The 18,027-nt window shown below is 33.7% G+C and carries 21 protein-coding genes; 14 read left to right on the forward strand and 7 right to left on the reverse strand.

The window, feature by feature from the left end:
* The first annotated feature begins 29 nt into the window (after nucleotides 1-29).
* Nucleotides 30-1,064: an AI-2E family transporter gene (locus BPMYX0001_RS08605; protein ID WP_003196941.1), complete on the forward strand. Its 1,035-nt coding sequence runs from the start codon at nucleotides 30-32 to the stop codon at nucleotides 1,062-1,064.
* A gap of 74 nt (nucleotides 1,065-1,138) precedes the next feature.
* Here BPMYX0001_RS08605 and BPMYX0001_RS08610 read toward each other — a convergent pair whose 3' ends face one another.
* Nucleotides 1,139-2,083: an L-lactate dehydrogenase gene (locus BPMYX0001_RS08610; RefSeq protein WP_006094549.1), complete on the reverse strand. Its 945-nt coding sequence runs from the start codon at nucleotides 2,081-2,083 to the stop codon at nucleotides 1,139-1,141.
* A 411-nt stretch (nucleotides 2,084-2,494) separates the two neighbouring features.
* Between BPMYX0001_RS08610 and BPMYX0001_RS08615 the strand changes: the two genes are divergently transcribed.
* Nucleotides 2,495-3,421: a CobW family GTP-binding protein gene (locus BPMYX0001_RS08615; RefSeq protein ID WP_033796068.1), complete on the forward strand. Its 927-nt coding sequence runs from the start codon at nucleotides 2,495-2,497 to the stop codon at nucleotides 3,419-3,421.
* A gap of 88 nt (nucleotides 3,422-3,509) precedes the next feature.
* On the opposite strand, the gene BPMYX0001_RS33010 is transcribed toward BPMYX0001_RS08615, so the two are convergent.
* Nucleotides 3,510-3,650: a hypothetical protein gene (locus tag BPMYX0001_RS33010; protein ID WP_003196947.1), complete on the reverse strand. Its 141-nt coding sequence runs from the start codon at nucleotides 3,648-3,650 to the stop codon at nucleotides 3,510-3,512.
* A gap of 312 nt (nucleotides 3,651-3,962) precedes the next feature.
* Here BPMYX0001_RS33010 and BPMYX0001_RS08620 point away from each other — a divergent pair, with 312 nt between their 5' ends.
* From BPMYX0001_RS08620 to BPMYX0001_RS08660, 9 genes are all read left to right on the forward strand, one after another.
* On the forward strand, nucleotides 3,963-5,186 hold the full coding sequence (locus BPMYX0001_RS08620; protein ID WP_006094550.1) for a serine hydrolase domain-containing protein: 1,224 nt from the start codon (nucleotides 3,963-3,965) through the stop codon (nucleotides 5,184-5,186).
* Nucleotides 5,187-5,498: 312 nt separating this feature from the next.
* Nucleotides 5,499-6,716, forward strand: coding sequence for a substrate-binding domain-containing protein (locus BPMYX0001_RS08625; RefSeq protein ID WP_006094551.1), 1,218 nt, complete (start codon nucleotides 5,499-5,501; stop codon nucleotides 6,714-6,716).
* 106 nt (nucleotides 6,717-6,822) lie between these two features.
* Nucleotides 6,823-7,596 carry an ABC transporter ATP-binding protein gene (locus tag BPMYX0001_RS08630; protein WP_033798824.1) on the forward strand — a complete coding sequence of 258 codons (774 nt, stop codon included), beginning with the start codon at nucleotides 6,823-6,825 and terminating at the stop codon, nucleotides 7,594-7,596.
* Entirely contained in the window at nucleotides 7,574-8,278 is a 705-nt protein-coding gene (locus tag BPMYX0001_RS08635; RefSeq protein ID WP_018781373.1) for a branched-chain amino acid ABC transporter ATP-binding protein, read from the forward strand. Before BPMYX0001_RS08630 ends, BPMYX0001_RS08635 begins: the two co-directional genes overlap by 23 nt.
* 25 nt (nucleotides 8,279-8,303) lie before the next feature.
* Entirely contained in the window at nucleotides 8,304-9,164 is an 861-nt protein-coding gene (locus tag BPMYX0001_RS08640; protein ID WP_006094553.1) for a branched-chain amino acid ABC transporter permease, read from the forward strand.
* Between the two features lie 4 nt (nucleotides 9,165-9,168).
* Complete coding sequence (locus BPMYX0001_RS08645; protein WP_006094554.1) at nucleotides 9,169-10,170, forward strand: branched-chain amino acid ABC transporter permease; 1,002 nt, start codon at nucleotides 9,169-9,171, stop codon at nucleotides 10,168-10,170.
* A 322-nt stretch (nucleotides 10,171-10,492) separates the two neighbouring features.
* The gene (locus BPMYX0001_RS08650) at nucleotides 10,493-10,714 is read left to right on the forward strand and encodes a hypothetical protein (protein ID WP_003196960.1); all 222 of its coding nucleotides are present in this window, start codon (nucleotides 10,493-10,495) and stop codon (nucleotides 10,712-10,714) included.
* A gap of 110 nt (nucleotides 10,715-10,824) precedes the next feature.
* Nucleotides 10,825-10,989: a spore germination protein gene (locus BPMYX0001_RS08655; RefSeq protein ID WP_018781372.1), complete on the forward strand. Its 165-nt coding sequence runs from the start codon at nucleotides 10,825-10,827 to the stop codon at nucleotides 10,987-10,989.
* A 232-nt stretch (nucleotides 10,990-11,221) separates the two neighbouring features.
* Nucleotides 11,222-11,671, forward strand: coding sequence for a DUF6376 family protein (locus BPMYX0001_RS08660; protein WP_006094555.1), 450 nt, complete (start codon nucleotides 11,222-11,224; stop codon nucleotides 11,669-11,671).
* Nucleotides 11,672-11,746: 75 nt separating this feature from the next.
* Here BPMYX0001_RS08660 and BPMYX0001_RS08665 read toward each other — a convergent pair whose 3' ends face one another.
* From BPMYX0001_RS08665 to BPMYX0001_RS08675, 3 genes are all read right to left on the reverse strand, one after another.
* On the reverse strand, nucleotides 11,747-12,085 hold the full coding sequence (locus BPMYX0001_RS08665; RefSeq protein ID WP_018765425.1) for an EamA family transporter: 339 nt from the start codon (nucleotides 12,083-12,085) through the stop codon (nucleotides 11,747-11,749).
* The gene (locus BPMYX0001_RS08670; RefSeq protein WP_018765426.1) at nucleotides 12,078-12,419 is read right to left on the reverse strand and encodes an EamA family transporter; all 342 of its coding nucleotides are present in this window, start codon (nucleotides 12,417-12,419) and stop codon (nucleotides 12,078-12,080) included. Before BPMYX0001_RS08670 ends, BPMYX0001_RS08665 begins: the two co-directional genes overlap by 8 nt.
* A 283-nt stretch (nucleotides 12,420-12,702) precedes the next feature.
* Nucleotides 12,703-13,710, reverse strand: a complete 1,008-nt coding sequence (locus BPMYX0001_RS08675) for a S66 family peptidase (RefSeq protein WP_006094556.1) — start codon at nucleotides 13,708-13,710, stop codon at nucleotides 12,703-12,705.
* Nucleotides 13,711-13,934: 224 nt separating this feature from the next.
* Between BPMYX0001_RS08675 and BPMYX0001_RS08680 the strand changes: the two genes are divergently transcribed.
* Nucleotides 13,935-14,918 (forward strand): D-alanyl-D-alanine carboxypeptidase family protein, encoded by a 984-nt coding sequence (locus BPMYX0001_RS08680; protein ID WP_033796067.1) that lies wholly within the window; start codon nucleotides 13,935-13,937, stop codon nucleotides 14,916-14,918.
* 250 nt (nucleotides 14,919-15,168) lie between these two features.
* Complete coding sequence (locus BPMYX0001_RS08685; protein ID WP_033798825.1) at nucleotides 15,169-15,768, forward strand: nitroreductase family protein; 600 nt, start codon at nucleotides 15,169-15,171, stop codon at nucleotides 15,766-15,768.
* A 239-nt stretch (nucleotides 15,769-16,007) separates the two neighbouring features.
* Here BPMYX0001_RS08685 and BPMYX0001_RS08690 read toward each other — a convergent pair whose 3' ends face one another.
* Together BPMYX0001_RS08690 and BPMYX0001_RS08695 are read right to left on the reverse strand one after the other, a co-directional pair.
* Nucleotides 16,008-16,190: a hypothetical protein gene (locus tag BPMYX0001_RS08690; protein WP_033798826.1), complete on the reverse strand. Its 183-nt coding sequence runs from the start codon at nucleotides 16,188-16,190 to the stop codon at nucleotides 16,008-16,010.
* A gap of 83 nt (nucleotides 16,191-16,273) precedes the next feature.
* Nucleotides 16,274-17,047, reverse strand: a complete 774-nt coding sequence (locus BPMYX0001_RS08695; protein ID WP_033798827.1) for a sulfite exporter TauE/SafE family protein — start codon at nucleotides 17,045-17,047, stop codon at nucleotides 16,274-16,276.
* A 178-nt stretch (nucleotides 17,048-17,225) separates the two neighbouring features.
* Here BPMYX0001_RS08695 and BPMYX0001_RS08700 point away from each other — a divergent pair, with 178 nt between their 5' ends.
* Nucleotides 17,226-18,008 carry a TrmB family transcriptional regulator gene (locus tag BPMYX0001_RS08700; RefSeq protein ID WP_006094560.1) on the forward strand — a complete coding sequence of 261 codons (783 nt, stop codon included), beginning with the start codon at nucleotides 17,226-17,228 and terminating at the stop codon, nucleotides 18,006-18,008.
* Nucleotides 18,009-18,027: the final 19 nt, after the last annotated feature.

Here is an 18,027-nt window from a genome sequence, read left to right on the forward strand (position 1 = left end):
CATCCGTCGAAGGGGGAGAGTGAGACTTAATGATTCAAATGAAAAATTTCTTTCAAAGTAGAGGGTTTCAGAGGCTTCTTATATTAGTCATTTTAGCCCTTATATTATACGGGCTAAAAAGTATGATTAATTTAATATTGATTACCTTTATCCTTACGTTTCTAATGGATCGCTTTCAAAGATTTATTTCTGAAAAACTTAATCGTTTTGTACGGATAAATAGGAAAGTGATTATCGCCTTTTTATACATTGTTTTAGTTACGTTTATTGTTGCTACGTTATATAAATATTTGCCTGTATTAACGATACAAATTTCACAATTGATTTACCAGTTCAAATTGTTTTTTAAAAATCCCCCTGATAATGAAATGATAAGATATGTGTTTTCTGCAATTAATCAGATGGAAGTATCAAAATATATTGAACAAGGTGTGGATGTTATTTATCAATCTTTGGCGAATATTGGAAAGATAAGTTTACAAATTTTACTTTCCCTTATTTTAAGTTTATTTTTCTTATTAGAAAAAGAGCGTATCATTGTTTTTACATCAAAATTTGAGGATAGTAAACTTAGTATTTTTTATGAGGAAATTGCATACTTTGGTCAGAAATTTGCGCGTTCATTTGGAAAAGTCATTGAGGCACAGTTTTTAATTGCCGTTGTAAACTGTATTCTTTCTGTCATTGCACTAGTATTTTTAGGTTTCCCGCAGCTACTTGTATTAGCAGTTATGATATTCTTGCTTGGTTTAATTCCTGTTGCAGGTGTTATTATTTCACTATTTCCACTTTGTATCATTGCGTATAATATTGGTGGAATTGCATATGTCGTATACATATTAATTTTTATTGCAGTTATTCATGCAATTGAAAGTTACTTCTTAAATCCGAAATTTATGTCCGCAAAAACGAATTTACCCATTTTTTATACGTTTATGGTTCTTATCTTTTCAGAGCATTTTTTAGGAATATGGGGACTCATTATTGGAATTCCAATCTTTATCTTTTTACTTGATGTGCTTGAAGTGTACGATGGAGAGAAATCGGATCTAAATACGGAATGAATTTTTAAGCTATGCAAAAAGCAATCCAAGTATTTTGGATTGCTTTTTTTATAAGGTCATAATTAGCATGTATTTTACAGTATAGGAGCCATTGTTTCTTTTAGTACTTGAACAGAGTGATCGAACTTTAATTCTTCATCTTCACTTAATTCAACTTCTAAAATTTCACGAACACCTTGACGATTCAAGACTGCAGGAACACCGATATAAACATCTTTTTGTCCATATTGACCTTCAAGATATGCAGATACAGTTAATACGCTATTTTCATCATTTAAGATTGCTTTTGTTACACGTAAAAGGGACATACCGATTCCGTAGTATGTTGCACCTTTTCGTTCAATGATGTGATAAGCAGCATCGCGAACATTTATAAAGATTTCATCTAAATCTTGTTGATTAAGGTCATTATCTTTTTCAAGAATCGTTTGTAGTTTTTGAATTCCGATTGATACGTGGCTCCAAACTGGAAGTTCTGTATCACCATGTTCACCGATGATGTAAGCATGAATATTGTGAGAGTCAATATTGAAATATTCTCCTAACATATAGCGGAAACGGGCAGAATCTAGAGTTGTACCAGAACCAATTACACGTTCTTTTGGTAATCCAGATTCTTTCCAAGTTACGTAAGTTAAAATATCTACAGGGTTTGTAGCAATTAAGAAGATACCATCAAATCCGCTATCCATAATACTACGAACAATTTGTTTAAAGATTTTAGCATTTTTTTCAACTAAATCTAAACGTGTTTCACCTGGTTTTTGTGGTAAACCAGCAGTAATTACAACAAGATCTGCATCTTTACAATCTTCATAGCTGCCTTTCCAAACCCTTGTTGGTGCTGGAGCAAAGGGAACTGCATGACTTAAATCCATTGCTTCTCCTTCTGCTTTTGCCTCGTTTACATCAACGAGAACAAATTCTTCTGCAACACCTTGGTTAATCATGCAGTAAGCATAACTACATCCTACTGCACCAGTTCCTACTAATGCAACACGGTTAATACCTTTTTTCATATGATAATTCCTCGCTATTTCAGTAATTTTGATATGTAAGAAAGAACATGTCTTACTTCTATAGATTCTAACCTAGTTTATTACATTTCATAAAAGATATTCAAGTATTTCAAAATACATCCGTTTATATAGTTGTGAATCATAGGGAATGAAACATAAGTATCCTCTCTTGAATGTAATCTTTATTAAGAGAAGAAAATTAGGATGCTGAATCCATTAACAATGGAACAGATAATTTATATTATTCATACTATACTTATGAAGACAGAGCATCCGAAATATATATAGGAATACAAAACAACCGGAGTGTTTTGTTTACAAATTGCAGTTATTTTAATAAAATAATAAATATAAATCGTAATAATTACGCTTTAAAGTATATTAAAAGCATAGAAATGGATGGTCGGTCATATGAGTAAAGTAGAAATTCATATATTAGGTGGTTTTTTAGGAAGTGGGAAATCCACATTGCTACAAAATTTACTACTAGCAGAAAAGAAGAAAAATCGAAAAGTTGCTGTTTTAATGAATGAAATAGGAGAATACTCGGTAGATACAGATATTATAGGGAAAGAGAATATTTTAAGAGAACTTTTAAAAGGTTGTATTTGTTGCACGTTAAAAGATGAACTTGAGATTCAGTTACATTCTTTATATCAACAAGAGAGACCAGATGTAATTTATATAGAAACAACAGGAGTTGCTCACCCAATTGAAGTATTAGATGCATGCTTGTCACCTATTTTAGCTCCTTATCTTGACGTGAAATCCATCGTTGTTGTATTAGATGCAATGAGATGGTTAAATCGTGATACACTAAGTAAAAATATTCAACAACTTTTAAATGAACAAATCAAATACGGAAGTCATATCCTCATTAATAAATCAGATTTATTAAAAGATGAGGAGAAGAAAAAAGTTTTAGAAGAAGTAGCAGCAATTAATAAACATGCGAAATTGTATGAAACACAGTATTGTAATATATCTTTAGAGGATATAGAAGGTGTGGAACTTACAGAAAATGAAGAACATGAAACATTACATATGAAGCAGCATTTACATATACAAACGATGACATATCAATTTACAAAATCAATCGATCAAGATCAATTATATGAATGGCTTTCCAATTTATCGCAGGAAATTTATCGTGTAAAAGGATTTGTAAAATTTCATGGAGATAAATATCCGCACTTATTACAATACTCATTTGGTGTACCAATTTTATTGGAACAGGACTTTGGGTTTCCCACAAACTTGGTGATTATTGGTGAGAGTTTAGATAAGAAACAATTGGCAGAAGGATTAGGTGGTTTAGAGAGTAACTCGATTTCATAATTTTTGTTGATATAGAAAAGCAGCGTAGAATTATAGATTCTAGGCTGCTTTTGCATGTATAAAAATGATAGTGATTGGAAAGTTAATATTATTTAAAGGAAGCGTAACCTTCATATGCTATAACAACTCTACTATTAATTAAACTTGCTTCTTCCAATGAAATAAGATAAACAGTATCTGCGATCTGCTCAGGTTGAGTTAATTTATTTCCTGTTACTTTTGTTTTCATTACATCAATTAACCCTGAATCGTTATAGCCTTGAATGATGGGTGTATCGACAATGACACCCGATTGCTACTGCAACCACGCCAATACCGTACCGAGCCAATTCTAAAGAAGCTAAGAGCTTTGTGAATAGATTCATACATGAAATGTAAATCGCACTGCATACTTTGGGTTTTTGAAGTGGATTATATTAGAATTAACTAGGGAGTAATCGTTCTGTGTTGTTCATAATTGACATTATTAGGGTGAATATGAGTTTTTTAAGTATAGGTTAAGAAGGTTGAAAGTAATATGCTTTGATCCAAGGAGAATAAGATGAATAAGAAATATAGTTTTAAAAGAACTATTATGATTCCAGCTTCAATAGCCGTTGGTTTAAAAAATTTACTAAATTTAAGGAATAAAAATACTACAAATAAGAAGCGTTTTGTGGATTTTCATATACTATTTGATAAGAAAAAAACAATTGAAAACTTCCGTAATCTTTCTGAAGTATACCCAGCCCAAAAGGTGAAACGTAAAGGACATATTTCTCGATTTGATTATGATTTGAAGGATATGAATGTTACGTACAGCTATAATGGGAAACAATCAACTCTTGATGAGTTTCTTAAAAACACGACGGCGACAGGCTTTTTCATTATGAAAGATTATAAAGTTGTAAATGAGCGATACTTTCATGGAAATACGTGCAAATCTCTTAATACTTCATGGTCTGTAGCAAAATCTTTTTTATCTGCTTTAGTAGGTATAGCGATTGATGAAGGGGATATTAAATCAGTAAAGGATCCAATCATTGCTTATTTGCCAGAGTTAAAGGACTCCGGATATAAAAATGTTTCTATTAAGGAATGTCTACAGATGTGCTCTGGTATTTATTTCAATGAAGATTATCATAATTTGTCATCAGATTTTTATATGCTGATGCAAGCGTCATTGACTGCAAGTAAGAGTGTAAATGAGTATATAAATCAATTTAAGTATAAAGAATTTTCTGGGAAATTTTCTTATAAAAGTATAGATGCGCAAGTGTTAGGCATGTTGATTGCAAAAGCAACTGGACGGAACTTAGCACAATATTTGCAAGAGAAAATATGGGAACCGCTTGGAATGGAGTCCCATGCATTTTGGAATATAGGTAGTGATGGGAGCATGATATCTTATTCTTTCTTGAATGCTACGTTGAGAGATTTTGCTAGATTTGGATTACTCTACTTACATAATGGAAATTGGAAGGGGAAACAGATTATTTCTCAAGAGTGGATTCGAGAATCAACCATACCTGAAAGGTATAATCTACTGAAAGATAATCAATCTCATTTTACTGATAATTATCAGTATCAATGGTGGACTCCTGGACCAGATTATATAGTTGGAGAATTTCTTGCTATAGGAATTTGGGGGCAGAATATTTATATAAACCAACCAGAAAACCTTGTTATTGTGAGAACAAGTGCTGATCCTAGTTTTGAAAAACATCACTACGAAATGTATGCTGTTTATCGTGCAATAGTAGACTTTTTACGTAAAGAGTCTTAAGAGTAGTGCGATTGGGGGAAAAGATTAACTCATTTTGGAAGTTAGTCTTTTTTGTAGGGCTAATATATTAGAGGAAGAGAACAGTTATTTTAATGTATTTGTTCAAGGGATGATATGTATAATGCGAATAATTGTATGAATATTTACAAATGTATTGGAAGGGATTTGGAAATGGCTGGCGAATGTAGAGGTACTTCGAGAAATTTCTATTGACAACATAGTTCACATTGTTAAAAACAAGAAGTCATGATTACGGATGGTTACTTTGGCGTATTTGATTCTATCAGAAAGTAAAGTATGGGGAGGATCACAATGTCAGCAAAAAAACGTAAGTGGCTAAAAATGGTGTTTACGGGATGTATTCTTGGTTCATTATTAGTAACAGCAGGATGTTCAGGGGAAAAAGCAAGTACAGATGATGAGAAGACGATTAAAGTAGGTGTTCTTGCTTCGTTAACAGGACCGCTTGAATCATATGGGAAACAAACGGTAAACGGGTTTGAACTAGGGCTAGATTACGCAACAGGCGGAACAGGGAAAGTAGATGGGAAGAAGATTAAGTTTGTTGTAGAAGATACGGAAACAAAAGCGGATGTAGCAGTTAAAAAAGCTACGAAACTATTAGAGGAAGACAAGGTTGATTTTCTTGTTGGATCTTCGAGTTCAAGTGATACATTAGCAGTGTTACCACTAGCGGAAGAATATGAAAAAATAATGGTTGTTGAACCTGCAGTTGCAGATAGTATTACGGGGAAGAACTGGAATAAATATATTTTTAGAACAGGCAGAAATTCATCTCAAGATGCAATTGCTGGTGCTGCATCCATCGCTAAGAAAGATGTAAAGATTGCAACACTTGCTCCAGATAACGCCTTTGGTCGTGAAGGAATTGCTGCATTTAAAGCGGGAGCGAAGAAGCTAGGGGCGAATATTGTAAATGAACAATATGCTGATACGAATTCTACTGATTTTACTGCAAATATTCAAAACATCATTAGTTCAAAACCAGATTATTTATTTGTTGTTTGGGCTGGTGCGAATTCACCATGGAAGCAATTAAAAGATATGAATGTAGAAGCGCAAGGGATTAAGATTTCAACGGGGGCACCGGATATACCAGCATTAAAGACGATGGATGCATTAGTGGGCATGCAAGGATTTTCAGTATATTATCATACACTTCCGAAAAATAAAGTGAACGAGTGGCTAGTGGAAGAACATAAGAAACGTTTCAATGGAACAGTTCCAGATTTGTTTACAGCTGGAGGAATGTCAGCAGCAATTTCCATCGTTGAAGGATTAAAGAAAACAAAAGGCGATACAGATGTTGATACGCTTATTAAGAAAATGGAAGGAATGGAATTTGAAACACCAAAAGGAAAAATGAAATTTAGAGAGAAAGACCACCAAGCTTTGCAAGCGCTTTATTCTGTAACGCTACAAAAACAAGAGGGTGTTGATTATCCAGTACCTGTTCTAGAGCGAGAATTAACAATGAAAGAAACAGAGCCACCAATTCAAAATAAATAGATTGAATATTCGGTAATGAAAAGATGTAAAGAGAGGAGGTTATTTCTCTTTACATCAACTTCTCTTTTTCACCCTGAAAATATGAATTCTTTGAGGAGGGTATAGAGTGAAGAACTTGTTAGAGACTAGAAATCTTTGTGTCTCATTTGGAGAACATCATGTCATTAAAGACGTAAATTTGATGATACCAAAAGGAAAACTTATTTCTATTATTGGACCCAACGGAGCAGGGAAGACAACTCTATTTAACTTGTTAAGTGGACAGATTTCTCCAACAAAAGGTGAGATTTATTTTAAAGAACGTGACATTACAAAGTTATCGATTCCAGAGCGAACCCGCCTTGGTATGGGACGCTCTTTCCAGCTTACAAATATTTTTCCGGAATTACCAGTGATTGAAAATGTACGCTTAAGTGTACAGTCGTTTGTTCAAGATTATTATAGTTTTTTTCCAAACTTCTCACGATTCAAGCAGCAGATGGGAGAGGCGAGACGTCTTTTGAAGACAGTATTGCTTCACGAAAAAGAAGAAGTGCTAGCGAAAGATTTAGCGCATGGGGAAAAGAGAAAATTAGAACTGGCCATGCTGCTAGCGCTCAGAACAGATGTATTGCTACTTGATGAACCAACAGCGGGTATCTCTGTTGAGGAAGTCCCAGCTATTCTTCAAGTGATAGAGAATATAAAGAAAAATCGTGAGAATACAATTGTACTTATTGAACACAAAATGGATATGGTTCTACATGTATCAGATCATTTAATTGTACTATTTCATGGCGAGTTATTGGCCGAAGGGTTACCAGAAGAGATTATGAAGGATGAACGTGTACAAACGGCATACTTAGGGGGATTATACGGTGACACTATTAAAAGTGGATAATATAGAAACGTATTTGGATCAGTTTCATATTTTGCAAGGCGTTTCTTTTATGGTTGAGAAAGGAACAATCACCGTATTGTTCGGAAGAAATGGGGCTGGAAAAACAACGACTTTACGTTCAATTATGGGGTTTAATCGGATTTCTAATGGAGAAATTTATTATTGTGATGAGAAAGTAAATGGTTTATCTACTCATCTGATTTCGCGAAAAGGAATGGGCTATGTGCCAGAGAATCAAGGGATCTTTCATGATTTAACGGTAGAAGAAACATTTGCTCTCGCTGGAGTAAAGAAAGGGATAGAATATGCAGAAAAGGTAGAATGGATGCTCGATTTATTTCCAGATTTAAAACAATATTGGAATAAAAAAAGTGGGCTGTTGAGCGGAGGACAAAAGCAAATGCTGGCGATTTCAAGAGCGTTCATTAATAGTGATGGATTGCTATTAATTGATGAGCCAAGTAAAGGATTAGCGCCGATTATGATTGAAAAGTTAATGTCGGCTATTTTGAAAATGAAAGAGAAAACGACTGTTTTGCTTGTAGAACAAAACTTTATGATGGCAAGCCAGATAGGTGATTATTTTTACATCATGGACAATGGAAAAATCGTGCATAACGGTCCAATGAATGAACTGAAAGAAGATAAGGAAACATGTCATAAGTATCTGGGGATTTCTTAACATTGATACGGAGGAGGTATGGAACGTGGATGTGTTAGTTAACTTATTTGTAAATGGCGTTTCGACAGGTATGCTTATTTTCTTATTAGCATCGGGACTTTCACTTATTTTTGGTTTAATGAGTGTACTCAATTTTGCTCATGGTGGATTGTTTGCCTGGGGAGCTTTTACAGGGGTTTGGTTATTCAATATGACTGGTAGCTATGTACTTGCATTAATAGGTGCGATTTTGATGGGAATGTTTCTTGGTTTCGTTTTAGAAAGATTCCTTATTCGTCCTGTTTATGGAAATCATGTTCGACAACTTCTCGTTACACTTGGTGGAATGCTTGTACTTAGTGAATGTATAAAAGTATTTTGGGGACCGAATCCAATTAGTGCTAAATTACCAACATGGTTACAAGGAAGCTTGACATTTGATGGAATTATATTAATAAAGTATCGATTGTTTGTTATTATTGTTGGGGTACTTATTTATATTGGCCTGATGTTGTTACTACGTAAAACAAAAATTGGTCTTATGATTCGTGCGGGTGTAATAGATAAGGAGATGGTTCAAGCTCTTGGTATTAACATAAAGGCGATATTTTCATTTGTCTTTTTATTAGGGGCTGGAATGGCCGCGTTAGGGGGATTTCTCCTTGCTCCATATTCAGGAGTTATTTTCGCTGAAATGGGTATGCAGTATGCAATTTTAGCTTTTATTGTTGTCATTATCGGAGGATTGGGAAGCGTGCAAGGTTCAGCGCTTGCGTCTTTAATTGTTGGATTGGCTGGAGCGTTTACGGCTTATTATTTACCTGATTTATCACTCGCAATAAATATGTTAATGTTGTTGTTTTTCTTGGTAGTCAAGCCAACGGGGCTCGTTGGTGAAAAGGGGTGAAAAGGTGAATAATACATTTAATCGGGCCGGGATATATTTTGGGCTAGTTGTATTGATTTGTTTAAGTGTATTCCCTTTCGTAAATGATTCACGGAGCTTACTCATTTTGTTTACACAAGTTTTCATCTTTGCTATATTTGCAATGAGTTTTGATATTCTTCTTGGATATACAGGAATTGTTTCATTCGGTCATTGCATGTTTTTTGGAATAGGTGCTTATTGTGTTGCACTCTTACTAGATCGACAAGAGGTTTCTATAGCAAGCTTTTTAATCGGTATTGGGATAGCTGTTGTACTATCAACGATAATCAGTTATATAATCGGTATGCTTTCTTTACGATTAAAAAGTCATTTTTATGCAATGTTAACACTTGCGATTTCCCAACTATTCTTTGTACTTGCTGAAAAATGGCGGTCTTTCACACATGGAGGAGATGGCTTTACATTCCGTGTACCTGATATGTTTCGTGACCGTTTCACATTTTACTATATTACACTCATATGTCTAGTCGTCATCTTTCTATTGCTTCGCTTATTTACACAATCTTCTATTGGAAAAGTGTTAAAGGCAATTTCGCAAAATGAGCAACGTGTAGAAGCACTTGGATATAAAATTCTCCACTATAAAATTATTGCGAGCATAGTTGCGGGAGTAGTAGCAGCGCTTAGCGGTGGTTTATTTGTTATCACATTACGCTTTGTAAATACAACTGTTTTTTCAATTGAAATGACTTTAAATGCTCTGTTAATGACAATGATTGGGGGAGTTGGCACATTAGTTGGAGCAATCGCTGGCGCAGGGATTATTGAGTTTTTAAAGTATTATTTATCAGAACTTGCAGCGCAGTATCCAATCTTTGAGAGATGGACGATCTTTCTTGGGTTACTATATATTATTGTGTTATTAGGTTTCCCAACAGGGTTAACTGGTACGGTTAAAAAAATAAGAAGTATAACAAAAAAGAAGGGGGCAGAGAAAAGTAAGGAAGTTGAGCATAGTACATGAAACTCCGTCCTTGAGATTTAGAGAGAAATGTGGAAGATAGGTGAAAGTTAGCCATCAGCGGTAGAACCTTCCGTTGATGAAGATATCACCTTATGAGATGGATAAAGGAATGTGAAATCGTATGTGATAAAAGTACAAATTCTTGATGTGTCAAGGTTTGTGCTTTTTATTTTGGAGATTTTTAGATGAGTGATTAGTATGACTATGGGAAATGGGCGTTTTATCGAATGAAGAGTATCGTACTATTTGTAAATGGGTTTAGAACTCAGCAGGTAAAGGCAATACTGAGCCATATTAGGAATGTATGTGAAAGGATGATTGGATGTTTGAGGAAGAAGGCATAGTTTTAATTATGGAACCTGTGGATGAAAGAGATCTTAGGAAATTCATTTTGACTATACCTCAGTCAGTTTATAAGAAAAAAGAAATTTCCTTACAATATGGAGCGGCTATAGGGGAAGGATACACAAATATTATTGAGGAAATTATCGGTGTACATATAGAATCAGAACTTGTAACAGTTATAGGATATGTAGGGAAGTAAACGTTAGTATAAAGGAATCGGCATACTTAATTGTATCTTAAGTATGTCTTTTTTCGGTTGTATACAAATTTGAAATAGGCACTGCGACAAGTAAAGAAATGAAGGAGTTTTTGAAAAACTATGTACTAACAGTAGGTAGCATGAAAGAGTGTGATGTAGTAGAAGGTACGATTTCTGAATCGTTAACAGGTTATACCGTATTACTAATAGATGGAATGGGAGAAATACTACTATTAGAAACACAATTATGGAAATCAAGGAGTGTTAACAGCTAGAGAAAAATCAACAAACGAGCCTGTTGTATATGAAATTCGTTCCATGAAAACCCCGTATGTTTTTCAAAATTGATTATGAAAAGGAAATTGAAAAGTCCTGCTAGAATATATAAGTTGAGGTAATGAAAATGGAAATGAAGTAGCTAGTATTCTAGAATGACAGTATAGCGAAAGGGATAGGTGTTTATAAATATAGTAGAAGAAACGTTAGTATTCAGCTAGGAGGTAAAAAATGAAGTTGAAAAAGACGATATTACTTGTGTTTTTAATTACAATCGGTTTAATGGGCTGCTCTATGATTGAAGAGGGTAAGAATTCAATTGATTATGCTCAAAAGGCGACAGACTATGTTAATGAAGTGAGTGCGTTTGCAAATGAAGCGCCGGGGTTAGTAGAAAAAGCAATCAATGATAGTGCTGCTCGAAAAGAATTAGAGACTAAGCTCGGAGATATTCAAAAGGATATCCCAGCTTTTAATGAATTGACACCCCCGGATGTAGCGAAGGACATCCATCAGCAAATTGTTGGATATAACGAAAAATTAAATGCATTAATTGATACAACTATGAAAAAGATAGAAGAAGGGAAAATAGATGTAGAACAATTTAAAAACTCAGAGCTTATGAAGACAGTGCAACAAGTTCAAGATTTAAAAGATAAAGTTCAAAATTTAGGGCAGTAGAGAGGATATGAAAAAAGTCCGTTATTTATAACGGACTTTTTTAACGCGAGAATATTATAATAAGGCGTGTACTTGTTATTGAATAGAAAAAACGACGATCCCAATTATAATAATAATGTTACCAATGACTTTTCTTTTTGTTATTTTCTCTCCTAAGAAATACCAACCGAATACTAAAATAATGACATAGCTAAGAGATTCTAATACAGGAGCCTGTTTTAATGGAACACCTTTTAGTGCAATAACGTTTAGCCCAGCATTAATTACAAATAAAGAATAGCCGATAATAACATAAGGGTTGACATATTCTCTTAATTTGGAATCATATTCTTGTAGAGTTGCTTTTTTGAGTAAAATTTGTGAGTAATTTGCTAAAATAATACCGAAAATATATAACAATATATAATTATTCATCTTTCGTCACCACCACAATTCCAATCATAATGATAGCTGCACCGAGTAAATTGTTCCATTTTATCGTCTCACCTAAAAAGATAACGGACCATAACATGGACCATAATATGATGATCCCTCGGTGGGAATATGCTTTAGAAATTTCAAAATGTTTAATTACCTGTTGCCAAAGAATAGCATAGCCAAATAAAATTACAACAAGTCCAAAATAGGCGATGAAAAACGAAATGGATGAAACAGGGAATTTAGCTGCCCATTTCATATAAAGCAGGATGATAGAATATAGCAAGAAAGCTACATGTAAAAATACATAATTTTTCATAGTCGGTTTCATATATTCACTCTCTTTTAGATGTAAATACATTAATTTGAAAAGAATGCATTTCATCTATGTTTTCTTATTACATGGAATGTGGTTTGAAATGGTTTTTTGTTTTATAATGTGTATACTTTGTCTATCTCTTCACATTCCAAGGTATATAATACCATGAGTGATGTTGTAAAACAATATAAGGAAACGAGTGGCTTTTTAATATAGAAGCCACTCGTTTCCTTATATTCGTTATGTAATTTCTATTTCATTATTAAAGTAAAGATATTCATAGAATCATTAAACTTCATATTTGCTTTTTCCATTGCTCAATGATTCTTACTCTTTTATTGGTTGCATCCATCTCCACTTGTACACCAATTGGCATCGTCATCATCGGATGGGTATGGCAACAATCAAAGTCTGCTAGAAATGGAATGTTACGATTTTGGAGTACTTCTAATAATATTTCATAAGGTTTCCGATGTGTACCACAATCATCAAATTGCTCATGCTTTCCAAGAATGATTCCTGAAACTTTATCAAATACACCGTTAATTTTAAGTAATGAAAAACTTCTTTCAATGGTAGCTGCATCTTTGGAGCTATCTTCAATAAAGAGAATATCTCCTTCTTTAATACCAGGCATAAATGGGCTACCCCATATACCTTGTATTGTATTTAAGTTGCCACCAATTAGTCTTCCAGTTGTTTTTCCGCCATTTACACAAATCCACTCGTTTTTTCTTAGTTCTTTGTCCTTTGTTTTTTCTTCCCAGTTTATAAAGTCATCTGTCCAAAATAAAGGTTGCTTTACCTTGTAAGGAATTTCTTGTTCTTCCATTAAAGCTTCTGCAAAGTATGTATAAGTGGAATCCACAAAAGGCTCAAATTCACCAAAAGAAGGAACAAGTGCTGGTCCATAAAATGTAGTAATGCCTGTTTGTGCATAGATTCCAAGTAGTAAAGCTGTAGTATCTGAATACCCAATCATAATTTTTGGATTTTCTTGCAATGCTTTGTAATCAATATAAGGTAAAAGAGAATTTGAATTCATCCCGCCAATTGTTGACATGATGCATGTAACATTCAGATTTCTAATTAATGCATTTAGTTCTTCAGCACGTTCTTGAATGCTTCCTGAACGATAAAAATCCTGCTTACCTGTAAGGTTACCTTCCAATATGTGGAACCCTTTATCTTGTAAATATTTTTTAGCTCGATTAAATCTTTCGGGAGATGTATATGTTACAGGTGAAGAAGGAGAGTAAATGCCAATAGTATCTCCTTTTTTTAAGGGGTTAAGTAGTATCATTGTATCAAACCTTTCTTGTTTCGATTAGGAATTTAAGTAGTTTCAGGGTTTAATATTTGAAAATTTATATTATTAAATTTTTGGTAGTATAACATATTCTTAACAAATAATCTTGAAAAAATAGTTATCGTAGATTATTTACTGTTTGACCTTGACGGTTTAAAGACATTGTTGTTATGGTTAAATTTGAAATTATAATAGGTAGAGTAAAAGGAGTTTTATTGATGAAAAGGTTAGGATGGGGAAGTGTAACAATACTCTGTGCTATTATTTTAGGTTCATGTTGGTTCTTTTTCCAAGGGAGTATTCTAGAGAAGAATGGTATTAATGTTTCCAAAGCAAAAGAAAAAATGACAATAGATGGTCCGCCCCTACAAGTAGCAGAGTTACCAAAAACAGGATTAACTGAAAAGATGATCCCACAAAAATATGTACCAGTAGTTGAAGCGAAAGCAGCAATGATCATTGATGCAAGTAATGGGCAAGTCATGTATAAAAACAATGAAGAAGAGCTACTTGCCCCGGCGAGTATGTCAAAGATGATGACAGCATATATTCTTTTAGAAAACATACATAAAGGAAAGGTCCATTGGGAAGATCAAGTGAAAATAAGTGCGAAATCGGCACAAGCAGAAGGTGCGAGAATTCCGGTACAAACGGGGGATGTATTAACGGTTAAAGACCTATACCATGCGTTAATGATCCAATCGGCCAACAATTCTGCAGTTGCTTTAGCGGAACATATAGCAAAAACTGAGCAAGATTTTGCCCATCTTATGAATCAAACAGCGAAACAACTGGAGTTATCAGAAGCAACCAAGTTTGTAAATGCTTCTGGATTGCAAGAGCCTGATGGAAGTGAAACGAAGATGACTGTAGCTGATGTAGCGAAGTTAGCGTATCACCTTGTAACAGATTACCCGGAGATATTAGATGTTACACATTTACGTCAAAGTCAGTTAGCATTTAAAAGCACGATGGTTACGAGTACGAATGAAATGTTGAATCCGGCCAACCAAGGACTTTACTTAGAAGGAATGGATGGACTGAAAACAGGCTTCACTGATAGTGCGGGTTATTGCTTTACTGGGACTGCCAAACAAGGTGATAAGCGACTTGTAACAGTTGTTATGGGTACGAAGAGCCAAATGAAACGTTTTACAGAAACGCATAAACTAATGTCCTATGGTTTCGAGATTGTTAAGTAGGTGAAGGATCTATTATGAAAGAAGACGGCTTGTTTAAAACTCGGATTGAGTGGAAAATAAGCTGTTTTTTTATTTTAAGGGAATATAAAAGGTATCAAAAACAAAAACTAAAAAGTATGAGTGCTATTGTTTGAAATTGTTTTTCTATGTAGATATAATAAAGTTATAAACTTATTATTAATAAGTTCGGGGCGGGATATACCATAATACAGATTAGTAAGCCTCAAAATAAAAATTGGAGGGAATTAGTATGGCAAAAGATTTTTATTCAGCAATTGAAGACAGAAGATCAATTTATGCAATTAGTAAAGAGCAAGTTGTTTCTGATGAGAAAATTCAAGAAGTAGTGAATCATGCCGTAAAGTATACACCTTCATCTTTTAATTCTCAGAGTGCAAGGGTTGTTGTGTTATTAGGAGAACAACATGATAAACTATGGGATATTACGAAAGAAACATTACGAAAAATTGTACCAGAAAATAATTTTGCACCAACCAAAGAAAAAATGAACGCATTTAAAAGTGGCTATGGAACAGTTTTATATTTTGAAGACAGCAAAGTAATAGAAAATCTTCAAGAAAAGTTTGCATTATATAAAGACAATTTCCCGACTTGGTCCCAGCAATCATCAGGAATGCTACAGTTTGTGATTTGGACAGCATTAGAAATTGAAGGGTTTGGTGCAACGCTGCAACATTATAACCCATTAATTGATGAAGAAGTCAGAAAAGAATGGGATATTCCAGAGACTTGGAAGCTGATCGCTCAAATGCCATTTGGTAAGCCAGTTGCGCCAGCAGGTGAAAAAGAATTTCAGCCGTTAGAAACTCGTGTGAAATTTCATAAATAAAATGGGAAAAGGATTGCCTATATAGGTAATCCTTTTTTGTTTTGTACGAGACCAATAAAAGATTTTTAAAATCTTGTGACTTCTAGTCATTAGAAGTTCTAAGATATCATTATAGGCATGGAATGACAGATATTGAAATCCATCATGTGACGCAGTGGTTTCAAAATAAATGAAACAGACAAACAGGGAATGCGGTTATTAGCAATTCCCTGTTTGTGCGATAAATTATTAAAAAATAATTATAATTTATAAGGATTCTTATGATTTAAATTATTACTTTGATTTTCAATAGTAACTTTTAATTCGGATTTTTTTGTTTCAATGGTTGGGATTATTCTGAACGTTACCAAGGATAGCGTACGAACCAATGCATAGTGAAAATCGATATAATGCTTCGAACCATTATCAATAATTTGTTCCATGGATAATACTCCTCTTCCTAATTATTTGAACTATATTGGTTATTTTAACAATATAAGCATAAAGATTCCAAATAATCAGGTCTTCAATCAAAAAAGCCTAAATAATCTAAAATATTTTTACTGATAAGGAGTAACGTTACAATGATAAATAAAATTCGTACGTAAGATACTCCTTTTTTTATAGCGAAATTTGAGCCTACGAAAGCCCCGAAAATCATTGCAACTCCCATTGGAAGTCCATATGCAAAATTAACAACATCTAAATAAAGAAAAATGATAAGTGCAGCGATGTTACTACCAAAATTTAAAACTTTGGCATTTCCAGCTGATTGCACAAAATCAAATCCAATGATCAAAAATGTAAATAACAAAAAGGATCCTGTTCCTGCCCCGAAAAATCCATCATAAAATCCAATGATAAAAATAACAGAAGAGAAGATAACTCTTTTTTTTACACTCATTCCATTATAACTTGCATCTTTTCCCCACTCTTTTTTCATAATCGTATAAATCGCAACGGCAATTAATAGAACAAGTACTAATGGTTTTAATATTTCAGATGAAATGTGTTTGACTACAAAGGCGCCAAGTATAGCCCCGATAAAAGTTAAAGAGAATAGCTTAGAGACCAATTTGAAATTCACATTTCCAGATCGAATAAATGAAATGGTACTCATAAGTGATCCCATTGAGCTTGCCAGTTTATTAGTTGCAATAGCTGTTGAAGGTGGGAGGCCGGTGAATAATAAAGCTGGTATAGAAATTAATCCACCGCCACCTACAACAGAATCGATAAAGGCAGCTAAAAAACCTGAAGCAATTAAAAAAAACATTGTATAAAGATTGATGTCCTCCATATGTATTTCCCCCATCCTAGAATAGTCACTACTAAGATAGTATCTGTTTAATTGCTTTGTGTAAATGAAAATTTGATAATGCCTCTTTAATATTTACTCCAACCACTTTTGTGTTTACTATTAAAGTAATAATTACTGTCAATGTTGCGGCAAGTACAAAATATGCAGGAGGCTTACAATGGAAGATTTACTACAAAAAATTCAAATGCTTGGCTTAAATCAATATGAAACAAAAGCCTATGTTTCATTAGTTCAACAAGGAGCTTCTAGTGCTTATCAAGTTAGCAAAAATTCTGGAGTCCCTCGTGCACGTATATATGAAATATTGAATACCCTTGAACAAAAAGGCATTGTAATGAAGGAAGAAATAAATGAAGCAGTACAATATTCTCCTTTACCTGTAGATGTGTTTTTAGAGGCAGTAAGAGAGAAATGGGAAGAGACATACACGTATGTAGAAAAAGAATTAAAAGTATTTGAAAAAAAAGAACCTGAGGTGGATCCGAGAGTAACCACTTTGAAAGGTGAAGAAAATATACTAGCTTTCTGCAGAATATTAATTCGAAGAGCGAAAAAAAAGATTATTTTGTCAATTTGGGATACTATGTATGAAAAACTATTAGTAGACTTAAAAGAAAAAGAAAGAGAATGTAGTTTAAAGGGTATTGTCTGTGAAGTTGACGATCCGTTGCAAGGATTAGAAATTCATAGAAAAACAAGTTACGTTAATAATATTGGAAGTCATAAATGGTTTATCTTATCAATTGATGGAAAAGAAATGGTATATGGTCACTCGATAGAACAAAAAGGAAATGCTTTTTATACAGATGATCCTGTTCATATATATTTACTAGAAAATTATATATGGCATGATATATTAGTAAATCGTTTAGTAAGGGATAGCGATCAAAACATGGATTCTTGGATTGCTCCAGAACGAGAAAAGTTCTTTTTCATATAAATATAATTTTTTAGGATAC

This window comes from Bacillus pseudomycoides DSM 12442 (assembly GCF_000161455.1).
Lineage (GTDB): Bacteria > Bacillota > Bacilli > Bacillales > Bacillaceae_G > Bacillus_A > Bacillus_A pseudomycoides.

Bases quoted from the DNA above. Each gene is read 5' to 3' on its own strand.
- BPMYX0001_RS08605 (WP_003196941.1), top strand. From the start codon at position 30: ATGATTCAAATGAAAAATTTCTTTCAAAGTAGAGGGTTTCAGAGGCTT.
- BPMYX0001_RS08610 (WP_006094549.1), bottom strand. From the start codon at position 2,083: ATGAAAAAAGGTATTAACCGTGTTGCATTAGTAGGAACTGGTGCAGTA.
- BPMYX0001_RS08615 (WP_033796068.1), top strand. From the start codon at position 2,495: ATGAGTAAAGTAGAAATTCATATATTAGGTGGTTTTTTAGGAAGTGGG.
- BPMYX0001_RS33010 (WP_003196947.1), bottom strand. From the start codon at position 3,650: ATGAAAACAAAAGTAACAGGAAATAAATTAACTCAACCTGAGCAGATC.
- BPMYX0001_RS08620 (WP_006094550.1), top strand. From the start codon at position 3,963: ATGAATAAGAAATATAGTTTTAAAAGAACTATTATGATTCCAGCTTCA.
- BPMYX0001_RS08625 (WP_006094551.1), top strand. From the start codon at position 5,499: ATGTCAGCAAAAAAACGTAAGTGGCTAAAAATGGTGTTTACGGGATGT.
- BPMYX0001_RS08650 (WP_003196960.1), top strand. From the start codon at position 10,493: ATGTTTGAGGAAGAAGGCATAGTTTTAATTATGGAACCTGTGGATGAA.
- BPMYX0001_RS08660 (WP_006094555.1), top strand. From the start codon at position 11,222: ATGAAGTTGAAAAAGACGATATTACTTGTGTTTTTAATTACAATCGGT.
- BPMYX0001_RS08665 (WP_018765425.1), bottom strand. From the start codon at position 12,085: ATGAATAATTATATATTGTTATATATTTTCGGTATTATTTTAGCAAAT.
- BPMYX0001_RS08670 (WP_018765426.1), bottom strand. From the start codon at position 12,419: ATGAAACCGACTATGAAAAATTATGTATTTTTACATGTAGCTTTCTTG.
- BPMYX0001_RS08675 (WP_006094556.1), bottom strand. From the start codon at position 13,710: ATGATACTACTTAACCCCTTAAAAAAAGGAGATACTATTGGCATTTAC.
- BPMYX0001_RS08680 (WP_033796067.1), top strand. From the start codon at position 13,935: ATGAAAAGGTTAGGATGGGGAAGTGTAACAATACTCTGTGCTATTATT.
- BPMYX0001_RS08685 (WP_033798825.1), top strand. From the start codon at position 15,169: ATGGCAAAAGATTTTTATTCAGCAATTGAAGACAGAAGATCAATTTAT.
- BPMYX0001_RS08690 (WP_033798826.1), bottom strand. From the start codon at position 16,190: ATGGAACAAATTATTGATAATGGTTCGAAGCATTATATCGATTTTCAC.
- BPMYX0001_RS08695 (WP_033798827.1), bottom strand. From the start codon at position 17,047: ATGGAGGACATCAATCTTTATACAATGTTTTTTTTAATTGCTTCAGGT.
- BPMYX0001_RS08700 (WP_006094560.1), top strand. From the start codon at position 17,226: ATGGAAGATTTACTACAAAAAATTCAAATGCTTGGCTTAAATCAATAT.